Source organism: Rhizobium sophoriradicis (assembly GCF_003939025.1).
GTDB lineage: Bacteria > Pseudomonadota > Alphaproteobacteria > Rhizobiales > Rhizobiaceae > Rhizobium > Rhizobium sophoriradicis.
In genome coordinates this window covers 94,964-106,931 of the sequence record NZ_RQIH01000010.1, presented here as the reverse complement: position 1 = coordinate 106,931, position 11,968 = coordinate 94,964, and the positions used below count along the sequence as shown (strand labels likewise).

The following is an 11,968-nucleotide window of genomic DNA, read 5'->3' as shown; positions in this document are numbered from 1 at the left end:
GATTTAACGGACGGGTTACAAGGTCACTTCGTTGAGCGTCATCACTTTTGCACCCCAGTCGCCGATCACAACCGTCGTGACGGAGGCGGGCGCAATATCGAATCTGGGCCAAGCATCGATCGGTAGTCCCAGCACATGACTGACAGCCGCCTTGATGACATCGGCATGGGACACCAGGGCTATTCGCCGATCGTTACCGCCGCTGACCAGAGTCTCGATCAGGTCGAAAATCCGAGTTTGGACGTCCAGCATCGTCTCGCCTCCTGGCGTGCGGGTGAGGCTGCGTGTGGTGTTCCAGCGGCGCCACTGGGGATCGTCATTGAGAACTTCGAACGTCTTGCCGGACCAGCTGCCAAAGTCTACCTCGTCCAAAGCCGCGTCTATTTGCGGCAGAGCCAGACCACAGGCTGATGCTATACCTTCTGCCGTCTCCCGTGTTCGTTCGCGCGGGCTGGTGTAGATCTCATCGATGTCCCCATGACTCAGCCTCTGCCCGAGACGCTGAACTTGCGCGCGGCCGGCTTCGCCAAGCGCAATACCAGCTGTACGCCCCGCCAGGAAATTCCCGACACTGTCGTGCGCGGCGTGACGTACCAGGAAAAACGTTGAGGTCATTCCGCGGCTCCGCGCAGAACATCCTCCTGGTCATCGATGAAATCCTGCGTTCGGCGGCGGGCCTCGTGATCGGTGAACTGTTGCGGCGGCGATTTCATGAAATAGCTCGACGGTCCTGTCAGGGCTCCGCCCAGACCTCTGTCGAGGGCCAGTTTCGCGCAGCGTATTGCATCGATGACCACGCCGGCGGAATTGGGGGAGTCCCACACCTCGAGCTTGAGCTCCGCATTGAGCGGCACGCCTCCGAAAGTCGTACCCTCGAGACGAATATAGGCCCATTTCCGATCGGTGAGCCATGGGACGTGGTCACTTGGCCCGACATGGATATCGTCATCAGGAATCGGAATATCCAATTGGCTGGTGACCGACTGGGTCTTGGAGATTTTCTTCGATTCCAGCCGCTCGCGCTCTAGCATATTGAGAAAATCGGTGTTTCCGCCAAAATTGAGCTGATAGGTGCGATCCACACGGACGCCCCGTTCGCGGAAGAGATTGACGAGCATTCTGTGGACGATCGTGGCGCCAACCTGGCTTTTGATATCGTCGCCGATGAGCGGCAGCTTGCGGGCAGCAAACTTCTGCTGCCATTCCGGTTTGGAGGCTATGAATACCGGAATGCAATTGATAAAGGCGCAACCGGCCGCCAGCGCTTGTTCGGCGTACCATTTCGTCGCCTGTTCCGAGCCGACGGGAAGATAGGAAACCAGCACTTCCGTCCGGGTTTGCCTAAGGATTTCCGCCACATCCGCTGAAGGCTCGGTCGATTCCTCGATCCGATCTTGAAGATACTTGCCTATCCCATCCAACGTCCTGCCGCGTTTCACCTCGACCCCAATCGGAGCGACATCTGCGAAACGTTGGGTGTTGTTTGGCTCGGCGTAGATCGCTTCGGCGACGTCACGCCCAACCTTTGAAGCCGCGACATCGAAGGCGGAGGATATCGCAATGTCGTGCACGTGATATCCACCGAGATCAATGTGCATGAGGCCTGGAACCGGCTCGTTTTCCCGGGCGTTATCATAGTAGGTAAGTCCTTGAACCAATGACGAGGCGCAATTGCCAACTCCCACCAATCCAACGCGAATGGATTTTGAACGCATGGCTCCCTCCAGGGGCTGCTTGCTGCGGCATCTACAAAGCTAACAAGCGGGAACCGCAGCGGTTCCCGGACTTTCCGATTTTTTCAGACTGACGATCTGCAATCAGTTCTGGCAGGCATCGCGGCAAGGAGGAAGGAGCGGATGCTCGTCTATGGTGATGTCGAGCACATCGAAAGCGCGGCAGCAGTACGCGCATCGATCTCAAGCCTGATGATGGCGTGCATCGAAATGCAGCCAAGCCGCCAGCGCCACGAAACCCTGGTTCGAACCTTCATCCTGACTGGAGAACTGGTCCAGGGATTGGCCGATCAGGAATTCGCAAGCAAAGGCGCCGACGACCTGTCCGAGCTTCAGGAAGCAGGCGCGAAACTTCTGCTCATGCAAGCACGCGCGATCATGCAATCATGGCGAAACGGGTTTGCCGGCATTTTGTCCTTTCCGGAGGATTGGGCAGCCGAACTTGAGTCTCTAGACAGCGCCGAGCCGGTGCGGATGAAGCGCGCAGAGGGCTACGCCTTTTATGCCTTGTATCCCGAGAGCTATATCGAGGCGGGTTCGATCTCAAATCTGACGCCAAAAACAGTCGTCATAGGGATACGCAGCATCGGGACCGGGCTCGCGGCCCTGGTTTCCGCAGCCTTGGGTGCCAAGCCTGCCTATTCGCTGCGGCCAACTGGCCACCCCTTCGAGCGGCACCTGCACGTCACACCGGCTCTTTCCAAGCGCATTCTTGCGGAGCCTGAAACTGATTTTGCCATCGTCGATGAAGGGCCGGGGCTGTCGGGGAGTTCGTTCGGCTGCGTCGGGGACTGGCTGCAGGCTAACGGTGTGGCATCTGGTCGGCTTCATTTTTTCCCGAGCCACGCAGGTGAACCAGGCCCGCATGCAAGCGCGCCGCATCGGACCCGTTGGCGAGATCGGCCGCGCCACGTCGTCAGCTTCGACGATCTTTTCGTCGAGGCCCAACACCCAGAACATCGTCTGCACACATGGGCGGCCGATGTTGTCGGTGTTTCGGGATCGTCGTGGCGGGACCTGTCAGGCGGCGCATGGCGCGCTGCGCGTTATCGCGATCCGTCACTTTGGCCGCCGAGCTATATGCAGATGGAAAAGCGCAAATTCCTGATGGAAGCCGAAGGAGGGGCCTGGCATGTCAAGTTCGCCGGGCTCTGCGGGAGCGACGTGGACAAGGCAAGAAGAGGCTCTTTGCTGAGCGAAGCCGGCTTTATTCCGAAGATTGCCGGCACCTGTTACGGATTTATCGTCGACGAATGGCTGGATGGAACAGCCCTCGAAACCAGCGGTCCGAGAAGGCGCCGAATCGTGGATCACCTTGGACGTTACCTCGGTTTTCGCGCCCGTCATCTCCCGGCACGAAACGGCGGCGCCTCGATCCAGAAACTTCGCGAAATGGCTGTTTTCAATGTTGGGGAAGCGGCAGGACCGGACACCGCCGAAAAATTGAGGCGCGTGATCGGCACGCCCGAGCGGCTATCCGGACGATTGCGACGCGTCGATACGGACAACCGGCTTCACCCATGGGAGTGGCTGACCACCGCGACCGGGCGCATCATGAAGACGGATGCGCTCGACCACAATGCGGCCCATGATCTGGTTGGCCGCCAGGATATTGCCTGGGACGTCGCGGGTGCCTGCGTGGAATTTCAACTCTCGAGCAAGGAACGCAATCATCTTGCCGATCTCGTCGGTCGGGAAGCGGACTGCGATTTGTGCGACGATGTACTGAGGTTTTTCGAGGCATGTTATCTCGGTTTCCAGATAGGTCTGTGGTCGCAGGCGAAAGCCAGCGTCGATGGCGCTGAGATGGAGCGCATCGAAAGCACCATCAAACGTTACCTAGACCGCTTGTCGGAATTGGTTGGACCCTGACTGCGGACGTGGTTTGGAGTGAGTTTTGTCAGCAAAGCGACGGAGGCGGTTCCGCCATCGGGTGGCGGGTTCCATGTTCCACCAGATAAACTTCCCGTTCCGGATTGGCACGAATGACAAACCCGGCGCTTCTCAGCATCGCTTCGACCGCCGCCTTGTTCGGAATGAACCAGTTGGTGGGATCGCCAGCGTAACGTTCTTCCACAAAATAGAGCTTCGGAAAGCCGCGCTGCTCAAATATCGTCGTGTCGAAGAAGTCGTAATTTTCGCTGAGTGCCGCGACGTCCTCTTCGCCCCGCTGCATGCATTGAAACAGCATCTTTCCGCCGACGACATGCTCATGCAGTAGGTCGAGCGCCAGTAGCGGATGCCGCAGGTGATAAAGAACACCCATGAAAAGGACCAGGTCGAATCTCTCCTTTAGTTTTTGAACCTCGTAGACCGACATCAGCTTGAATTCGATATCTTCACCTATCTGTCTGGCAGCGAACTCGGCTTGCTTGAGATAACGGGGGTCGGAATCGATTCCGACGACACGCCCGGCATTCCTTCTCTTCATTTCAAGTGAGTAGAACCCGGCGTTGCAGCCGATGTCCAGAACGCTGCACCCGCGGAGATCTTCAGGCACAACCTGCTGAAAGTGGGCCCATTTGAAAGACGGGTAGTCGCCAAGGAAATGATCGGGCGCGGTCTGAACGCCGTTAATTCGCAGATTGTGAAACCATGGGCCCAGGGCTGCGATGTCGCTTTCCAGTCGAGCCTTCTCGTTCATTCCCTGCTCCAATCCGTAAGCGTCGGTTATTCTTTCGACTGCCTCGCCGAGACGTGTGTTCGGCTACGTTTGAATCTTCTAATCGCCGACCGTATTTGCTCGACGGATCGAGGGCCAATCCCCGGTAGCTGGAGGAGTTCGGCGTTCTTCATGTCTGCCAGTTGGCTCATCCGGTGAATTCCACTTCTGGCGAGGGAACGGGCGATCCATCCAGGGAGACAGGTGGTCAATAAGAGATCTTCGGTATCTCTCCCACCAATCTTCGTCCGCTTTTGAGATACCTGCGGCATGTTCAGCTTTAGCCGGGTTCGTCAGATTGTGATCGAACCCTCTTGATGGTTTTCGGTTCCCGCTGAAGAAGAAAAATCCGGAACGCCCTTGCCGCGGTGGACGAAAACCCTTCGCGAAGTCGGTCCGCGGGACCGGACGACGAGCACGTCGGCATTTGACAGGCTAACGGCCGAACTTGGGGCTCACCGCTATCGTTGCGCACTCACCGTCAGCCAGCGTGTTGGCTTTCCGTCATATCCGCCGCCGTCGCTTTCCTCGACGGCGATGTTGCGCCAGCCGCTCGCCGTCAAAAGCGCCGACTGCCAATCGACGGAGGGATAGTTGTAGTAGCGCCCGAAGCCGTCATGACCTTCGGCTTCTCCCGCCTTGAAGCTTGCATGGAGGATGCCGTCGGTTCTGAGCGCACGGCGGACACGGGCGAAAACGTTGGCGAGCTCGGATCTTGGAACATGGAGCAGGCTCGCATGCGCCCAGACGCCGTCGTAGGCGCTGTCGGCGTCGAGCTGCTGGAACAGCATGACCCTGACCGGCCTGCCGATCAGCATTTCCGCCTGTCTTGCAAGCTCGGCCGAGCCGTCGGTCGGTGTCACGTCGAAACCCCGCGACAGCATGTAGGCGCTGTCCTGCCCGCCGCCGCAGCCGAGTTCGAGGATTGCCGCACCCGGTGCGAGACGCGCGAGGAAGGCATCGAGCTGCCGTTTTGGTAGGCTGCGTGCCCGGTTGGCGTATGTCTCGGCGTTTTCCTCGTAAAAGGCTGAGGTACGGTCAGGAGGCATGTGGGTCGGCCGCTCGGGGATCTTGGTTGGAGCGGCGCCCCGCATATCGGTGCTGACGCCGCCGTTCGCGTGAACGGGCGAGTTCAGGTCGCGATGAGGCGCGTCCAGCCATGCTCATCGTTCGTTACGCCCTTCTGCAGACTGACGAGCTGCTGGCGCAGTTCGCTGGTCAACTTGCCGGTCTGTCCGTCGCCGATCAGAAACTCGCCGCCGGCATGTCGAACCAGGCCGATTCCCGCCAGGACTGCGGCGGTGCCGCAAGCGAAGGCTTCGACGAGCCTGCCGCTGGCAGCGTCGTCTTGCCATTCGGTAAACGAGTAGGGGCGCTGCTCGACGCGCAAGCCCCGCTCTTCGGCGAGCACGATCACGGAGGCGCGGGTGATGCCCGGCAGGATCGTGCCGCCCAAGGGCGGGGTCACCACCGATCCATCGTTCATCACGAAGAAGACGTTCATGCCGCCGAGTTCTTCGACCCAGCGATGCTCTGCGGCGTCGAGGAAGACGACCTGATCGCAACCCTTCTTCGTCGCCTCGGATTGCGCCACAAGGCTGGCTGCGTAGTTGCCGCCGCATTTCGCGGCACCAGTGCCGCCGGCGGCCGCGCGGGTGTATTCGGTCTCGACCCAAAGGGAGACGGCCTTGGCGCCGCCCTTGAAGTAGGCGCCGACCGGAGAGGCGATGATGCAGAAGACATATTCCTGAGCCGGACGAACGCCGAGAAACGCCTCGTTGGCGAACATGAAGGGGCGGAGGTACAGGCTGGCATCGCCGGACGGTATCCAGGCCCTGTCGACGCGGACCAGTTCTTCGACCGCCTTCAGGAAGAGTTCTTCGGGCACGGGAGGCATGGCCATGCGGTTTGCCGACTGTGCGAAGCGGCGTGCATTCTCTTCAGGCCGAAAGAGCAGAATTCGGCCATCGTCCGCCTTGTAGGCCTTCATGCCCTCGAAGATCTCCTGCGCGTAGTGCAGCACGGCGCTCGCAGGATCGAGTTCCAGGGGCCGCCTCGGCGTAACCTTTGCATCGTGCCAGCCCTTCTCGGCCGTCCATCGTGCCAGGACCATGTGATCCGTGAAGAGCTTGCCGAAGCCGGGCGTCTCCAGTGCCTGGATGCGTTCGGCGTCCGAGACGGGAGATTTGTGGAGTTCGATTTTGATTTCCGGAGAGGCCGACGTCACGGTCATTGCTGCACCTTGATAGTAAATTGAAGAGTGGCGGCGACACTACCGCCGCCGAGCCGGTCTTGGAAAGGTCTGAATCAGCCGGTTTCGGCTTTGATCAGAGGAATAATCACTCGATGTGGCTGGCGTCGAGCAGCAAATCCGGGACCGAGCGCCTTCGATATCGGATGGGGTCAATATCAAGCGAGATCCGGAACATCCAACGCTTTGGAATATGAGATCTCCAACATGTCACCATGACAAGAAAATAGGTCAGTATTATTGACATAATTTCCGCCGCATGGTTTGTCGGCCGTATTATAGAAAATACGAGGAAACCCCATGCTGAACTGGGACACCATGTTTGCATCGCGCTCGTCGCGCATGCGCGCATCCGAAATCCGCGAGCTCCTGAAGCTTCTCGACCGGCCCGACATCATCTCCTTTGCCGGCGGCATTCCCGATCCGGCGCTGTTTCCGGATCAAGAATTCAAGCAGGCCTACGCCGATATCTTCGCCGGTCCTGCCGTCAATTCGGCGCTGCAATATTCGGTCAGCGAAGGCTACAAGCCGCTGCGCGAATGGCTGGCCAAGCAGATGGCGGCCCTCGGCATTCCCTGCGAACTCGACAACATCTTCATCGTCTCCGGTTCGCAGCAGGGGCTCGATTATCTCGGCAAGCTGTTCCTGTCGCCTGGTGATACCGCGCTGGTCACCTGGCCGACCTATCTCGGCGCGCTGCAGGCCTTCAACGCCTATGAGCCGGCCTATGACCAGCTGACGCCAGGCGGCAACCGGACGCCGGAATCTTATCGCGCGGCGGCAGCCACCGCCGGCGGCAAGGTGAAGTTTGCCTATCTCTCGGCCGATTTCTCCAATCCGACCGGTGAAACGGTCGATCTCGCCGGCCGCAAGCAGGTGCTGGCGCTTGCCGAAGAACTCGACGTCGCCGTCATCGAAGACGCGGCCTATCAGTCGCTGCGCTATGACGGTGAGCCGATCCCGCCGATCCTGGCGCTGGAGATTGCCGAGAAGGGCCATATCAACGACACGCGCACGATCTATTGCGGCAGCTTCTCCAAAACGCTGGCGCCCGGTCTTCGCGTCGGCTTCATCGTCGCCAATGCGCCGGTCATCCGCAAACTGGTGCTGATGAAGCAGGCGGCCGACCTGCATTCCTCGACGATAAACCAGATGGCGATCAGCCATGTCGCCGAACGTGGCTTCGATGCGCAGGTCGGCAAGATCAAGGCCGCCTACAGCCATCGGCGCAACTGCATGCTGGCGGCGCTTGAGAAATATATGCCCGAGGGGACCAGCTGGACGAAGCCGGAAGGCGGCATGTTCATCTGGATCACGCTGCCGGATGGCATGGATGGCGCCAAGCTCTTGGCGAAATCGCTCGAAACCGCCAAGGTCGCCTTCGTACCCGGCAAGGCCTTCTTCGCCGACGGCTCCGGCGCCAACACCTTCCGCCTCAGCTTCTCCTGCGCCAACGAGCAGATGATCGAGGATGGCATTGGCCGGTTGGGCAAGCTGATCGCCGATGAGATTGGCGGGTGATTGCTGCGGGCAGGGCGAGACGCTGCCACGAGTCCCTTCTCCCCGCCGGGGAGGAGAGAAGGAGCGCGCCGCTTCTATCGATATCACTTCTCCGCCAGGAGGGATGTGTCACGCAGCGGCATTCACCACCGTCCCTCATTCCTGTGCTCGTCACAGGAATCCAGCCACGGCGCGGCCGCGCCGTGATTGACTCTTACGCGTGAAGGCTTCTCTCGTGCCCAAGGACTTGGGCACGCTGGATTCCTGTGACGAGCACAGGAATGAGCGACTATCTGGATTGTCAAGTTGCATATTCGAATTCTCTTCGCGCGTCTCGTGCTTTTGCATTGAGAATAACCAGGAGTTTTCGGGCGAGTGCGATGCGGATGACCATTTTGGGTTTGCCGGCGCTTTGCAACCTTTGCTGGAAGGCGGCCAGGTGCGGATCGTGTCGGGCTGCGATGGCGCCGACCAGGAACAGAATGGCGCGTGGTCCGGAGCGCCCGCCGCGCACCGGCCGGTGTCCGCTGCGTTTGCCGCTGTCGTTGGCAATCGGCGCCAGGCCGGCCAGCTTGGCGATCGCCTTATTGGAGATCTGGCCGATCTCAGGCAGTTGGGCCATCAACCGGGCAACTGTACGGTTGGCCACGCCCTTGATTGATCGAAAGGCCTGGTTGAGACAGGCCCAGAGCGGATCGTCGTCTATCATCGAGGCAATCTCGCCTTCGAGGGTGCGGCTCTGGCGCACCAAAAGTGCGATCACCTCGTTGAGGCTTGCCTCGCACTGCTGATCGCGGGCTGCACTGCGGCGCTGCATCTGGATGGTCAGATCACTCGTGACCTGGGACAGCCGCGCCATCAGCGCCGACAGCCGCATCTGCGCGGCTTTCGGCGGCGGCAGGGCAGCCAGCCGCCTGGTTTCGGCATAATGGGCGATCATCGCTGCATCGATGCGGTCGGTCTTTTCCAGAAAGCCCATGGATTCGGCAAAGCGGCGCACATGGCGCGGATTGGCAAGCGCGCAGGCGATGCCCAATTCCCACAACAGCAGGAAGGCCGTCCGCTCATAACCGCCGGAAGCCTCCATGACGAGGAGCTCGACATTCTCGGCCCGGCAAAGATCGGCCAGCGCGCCAATGCCGGTGGCGTCATTGCTGAACCGTTCAAACGTCCCGGACGGGCGGATGAACGCATCCAGCCAGTCTTTCGAAACATCCACTCCACATATAATTCTGTTCACGGTAACCTGCCTTGTGCGTGCGATTGGAGCCAAGCGACTATTCGGTCGTACGTGACGATGACGAAGATCCCAGGCTCATCCACGGTTGTAACCGGAGGGGGGACGGGCTACTTCGTCAAGCCTCTGGCCGGGTGGCCACCCGGCCAGAGGCTCAATCGCTTCCGTCGCACGAAATTACTAACGTGCAGATACAAGGGAGGAGAGGGAAGTGCTTCCGCCCTCTTCTCTCAGAGGGAAGGGGTAAGCAGTTTATCCTTCCATTGCCATGCTTTTAGCAAAACAGCTGACCAGAGCGCCAAATCAAAAAATCGTCGTCCAGCCCTCGTTGGCGGTCTCGCTCTTGCCGTAGCCGACCCGGTCGGCCACCGCTCCGTCGGTGTTGCGCAGGATGATATCGCCGCCGCGGTTGGCGAGCTGCGGGCCGCCGGCTGCGGCGTCGATCGCGATGGTGCGGATCTCGCCCGCCGCAAGCGTTCCCGACAGCGTCTGCGTCCGGCCGTTTTCGTCCTCCAGCTTCCAGCCGTCGAGCGATACCGACATGTCGGAGCGGTTGATCAGCGTCACCGTTTCGGCCTCGGTGCCGCCTTCGCCATTCACCGGGTTGATCAAGGCGGCGATGATGCGCAGCGACGAGGCGACGACCGGCTGCGGCCGGCGCGTGCCTTCGCCGCGGCCCTGGCCACCACGGTTTTCGAAGACGGGATTGCCGGACTCAGCATCGGTGTTCCAGTTCTGCGACTGGAAGCAGAGGAAGATTGCCGCCCATTCGTCGGTATCGGTGAAATGGACGAGCAGCGCCCCGTCCTGGTTCGGACCGTTGGTGGCCTTGAAGCTGCCGCCGTCACCCTGGTTCATGTGGATGTCGTGGATGCCGTTGCCCGGCTCGAAATCGAAATATTGATCGGGCTTGCCGTGCTCCGGCCCCCATGCTTCGCCGAAGGCATAGAAATGGATGTCGGGATCGGCGATGCCTTCCTCGACGATCGGCTCGATGAATTCCCTCAGATCGTTCTTCGGGCCGGAGAGCTGGAAGGGCGCGACATCCATATCCTCGCGCTCGATCAGGCCACCGCGGACATAGTCGATCGCAAGCTCCGGATGGTCTTTGCGAATGTCGGTCAGGCCCATCGGCAGGGCTTCGAGCGCCTCCGTCAGCGTCGGATGCTTGAAATCGACGATATTGGCGTAGAGCAGGTCGTGCGGCGACATCTTAGAGCGGACGTTGAGCGCGATGCGATAGCTGACGCCGTCCGCCTCGATGCGGATCTCGATATGTGGATCGTTGTCGTCATCGAGAGCGAGCGCGCTCGCCGTACCCTTCAGGACCTTGTAATTCTTCAGCATGAGAACCTCGCTGCGGTGGCGGGATCTCATGCTAGCACTGATAAAGTGCATCTTTTGTGACGCGTACCCTCCGCCGTGCAATGTCTCAGCCGCTATTGCTAGAGCATGATGCCGAAAAGTGTGAGCGGTTTTCGGACGACATCATGCTCTCACTCTTTAATTTAGATGCGAGCCGAAGAGTTCGAGATCGGCTTCGCTCAACCGGTCGCTTGCCGTGTTCAACTGGTGCCAATAGGGATAGAGGATCGGCGGCAGGCTGACGGCGTCAAGGCGCTTGCGCTCGTCATCGGTGAGCTTCAGCTCGGCGGCGGCGATATTGTCGCGGAACTGGGCCTCGGTGCGCCCGCCGATGATGACCGAGGTCACCGCCTTGCGGCCGATCAGCCAGGCAAGCGCCACTTGCGCGGCCGAGACGCCGCGCTCGTCACCAATCGCGACCAGCGTCTCGACGATGTTCCAGAGACGGTTTTCATCGCGGATCGGCGGCTCGGTCCAGCCGGCGAACTGGCGGGTCCCCTCGGGGGCAGCCTGGTTGCGGCGGTGCTTGCCGGAAAGCAGGCCGCCGGCCAGCGGGCTCCAGACCAAGACGCCGAGGCCCTGGTCGATCGAGATCGGCAGCAGCTCGTATTCGGCGTCGCGGGATTCGAGCGTATAGTGGATCTGCTGGCTGACGAAGCGCTGATAGCTGTGCTCTTTGGCGATGCCCAGCGCCTTCATGATGTGCCAGCCGGAATAGTTCGAGCAGCCGACATAACGCACCTTGCCTTGCTTGATGAGGGTGTCGAGCGCTTCCATCGTCTCTTCGAGCGGCGTCTGGCCGTCCCATTCATGCACCTGGTAGAGATCGATGACATCGGTCTTCAGGCGCTTCAGGCTCGCCTCGCATTCGCGGATCAGATGGTAGCGCGAGAGGCCGCGATCGTTCGGGCCGTCGCCCATGCCGAAGCGGGCCTTGGTGGCGAGCAACACGCCCTGCGGCCGCTTGCCGGCGAGCGCCTCGCCGATGATGTTTTCGCATTCGCCTGACGAATAGACGTTGGCGGTGTCGATCAGATTGATGCCGGCATCAATACACATATCGATCATCTTTTTCGCCTCGGAGGCGCCGAGATCGCCAACCATCTTCGCCCAGCCGACGCCGCCGAAGGTCATCGTGCCCATGGTCAATGTCGAAATTTTTAGGCCGGAGCGGCCGAGCAGACGATATTCCATTGAAATTCCTCCTTCATCAAAACAGG

General features: G+C 60.2%; 11 protein-coding genes. 2 read left to right on the top strand and 9 right to left on the bottom strand.

All coding sequences use genetic code 11. From position 1 onward, the window contains the following. Positions 1-15: 15 nt before the first annotated feature. Together EFR00_RS18140 and EFR00_RS18135 are read right to left on the bottom strand one after the other, a co-directional pair. Positions 16-615 (bottom strand): histidine phosphatase family protein, encoded by a 600-nt coding sequence (locus EFR00_RS18140; protein WP_077992936.1) that lies wholly within the window; start codon positions 613-615, stop codon positions 16-18. Next, complete coding sequence (locus EFR00_RS18135; RefSeq protein WP_077992932.1) at positions 612-1,715, bottom strand: inositol-3-phosphate synthase; 1,104 nt, start codon at positions 1,713-1,715, stop codon at positions 612-614. The genes EFR00_RS18140 and EFR00_RS18135 overlap by 4 nt, the downstream gene beginning before the upstream one ends. A 141-nt stretch (positions 1,716-1,856) precedes the next feature. Between EFR00_RS18135 and EFR00_RS18130 the strand changes: the two genes are divergently transcribed. Then, entirely contained in the window at positions 1,857-3,605 is a 1,749-nt protein-coding gene (locus EFR00_RS18130) for a hypothetical protein (RefSeq protein ID WP_077992927.1), read from the top strand. A 28-nt stretch (positions 3,606-3,633) separates the two neighbouring features. Here the strand turns inward: EFR00_RS18130 and EFR00_RS18125 are convergent, their stop codons facing one another. The 4 genes from EFR00_RS18125 to EFR00_RS18110 all read right to left on the bottom strand — a co-directional run bounded on the left by EFR00_RS18125 (position 3,634) and on the right by EFR00_RS18110 (position 6,628). Beyond that, positions 3,634-4,377 carry a TIGR04290 family methyltransferase gene (locus EFR00_RS18125; RefSeq protein ID WP_009997064.1) on the bottom strand — a complete coding sequence of 248 codons (744 nt, stop codon included), beginning with the start codon at positions 4,375-4,377 and terminating at the stop codon, positions 3,634-3,636. 26 nt (positions 4,378-4,403) lie between these two features. After that, on the bottom strand, positions 4,404-4,667 hold the full coding sequence (locus EFR00_RS34245; RefSeq protein ID WP_125461983.1) for a helix-hairpin-helix domain-containing protein: 264 nt from the start codon (positions 4,665-4,667) through the stop codon (positions 4,404-4,406). 189 nt (positions 4,668-4,856) lie between these two features. Beyond that, positions 4,857-5,444, bottom strand: a complete 588-nt coding sequence (locus EFR00_RS18115) for a class I SAM-dependent methyltransferase (protein ID WP_077993087.1) — start codon at positions 5,442-5,444, stop codon at positions 4,857-4,859. Between the two features lie 83 nt (positions 5,445-5,527). After that, on the bottom strand, positions 5,528-6,628 hold the full coding sequence (locus tag EFR00_RS18110; RefSeq protein WP_077992925.1) for a branched-chain amino acid aminotransferase: 1,101 nt from the start codon (positions 6,626-6,628) through the stop codon (positions 5,528-5,530). 318 nt (positions 6,629-6,946) lie between these two features. Between EFR00_RS18110 and EFR00_RS18105 the strand changes: the two genes are divergently transcribed. Next, positions 6,947-8,167, top strand: a complete 1,221-nt coding sequence (locus EFR00_RS18105; RefSeq protein ID WP_077992923.1) for an aminotransferase-like domain-containing protein — start codon at positions 6,947-6,949, stop codon at positions 8,165-8,167. Between the two features lie 280 nt (positions 8,168-8,447). Here EFR00_RS18105 and EFR00_RS18100 read toward each other — a convergent pair whose 3' ends face one another. From EFR00_RS18100 to EFR00_RS18090, 3 genes are all read right to left on the bottom strand, one after another. Next, complete coding sequence (locus EFR00_RS18100; RefSeq protein ID WP_077992921.1) at positions 8,448-9,386, bottom strand: IS110 family RNA-guided transposase; 939 nt, start codon at positions 9,384-9,386, stop codon at positions 8,448-8,450. Positions 9,387-9,686: 300 nt separating this feature from the next. Then, complete coding sequence (locus EFR00_RS18095) at positions 9,687-10,730, bottom strand: DUF2278 family protein (RefSeq protein ID WP_077992920.1); 1,044 nt, start codon at positions 10,728-10,730, stop codon at positions 9,687-9,689. A gap of 156 nt (positions 10,731-10,886) precedes the next feature. Then, positions 10,887-11,942, bottom strand: a complete 1,056-nt coding sequence (locus EFR00_RS18090) for an aldo/keto reductase (protein WP_009996712.1) — start codon at positions 11,940-11,942, stop codon at positions 10,887-10,889. Positions 11,943-11,968 lie beyond the last annotated feature (26 nt).

Coding starts and splice junctions, on each gene's coding strand:
- EFR00_RS18095 (WP_077992920.1), bottom strand. CDS start 10,730: ATGCTGAAGAATTACAAGGTCCTGAAGGGTACGGCGAGCGCGCTCGCT.
- EFR00_RS34245 (WP_125461983.1), bottom strand. CDS start 4,667: ATGCCGCAGGTATCTCAAAAGCGGACGAAGATTGGTGGGAGAGATACC.
- EFR00_RS18105 (WP_077992923.1), top strand. CDS start 6,947: ATGCTGAACTGGGACACCATGTTTGCATCGCGCTCGTCGCGCATGCGC.
- EFR00_RS18135 (WP_077992932.1), bottom strand. CDS start 1,715: ATGCGTTCAAAATCCATTCGCGTTGGATTGGTGGGAGTTGGCAATTGC.
- EFR00_RS18115 (WP_077993087.1), bottom strand. CDS start 5,444: ATGCCTCCTGACCGTACCTCAGCCTTTTACGAGGAAAACGCCGAGACA.
- EFR00_RS18110 (WP_077992925.1), bottom strand. CDS start 6,628: ATGACCGTGACGTCGGCCTCTCCGGAAATCAAAATCGAACTCCACAAA.
- EFR00_RS18125 (WP_009997064.1), bottom strand. CDS start 4,377: ATGAACGAGAAGGCTCGACTGGAAAGCGACATCGCAGCCCTGGGCCCA.
- EFR00_RS18090 (WP_009996712.1), bottom strand. CDS start 11,942: ATGGAATATCGTCTGCTCGGCCGCTCCGGCCTAAAAATTTCGACATTG.
- EFR00_RS18130 (WP_077992927.1), top strand. CDS start 1,857: ATGCTCGTCTATGGTGATGTCGAGCACATCGAAAGCGCGGCAGCAGTA.
- EFR00_RS18140 (WP_077992936.1), bottom strand. CDS start 615: ATGACCTCAACGTTTTTCCTGGTACGTCACGCCGCGCACGACAGTGTC.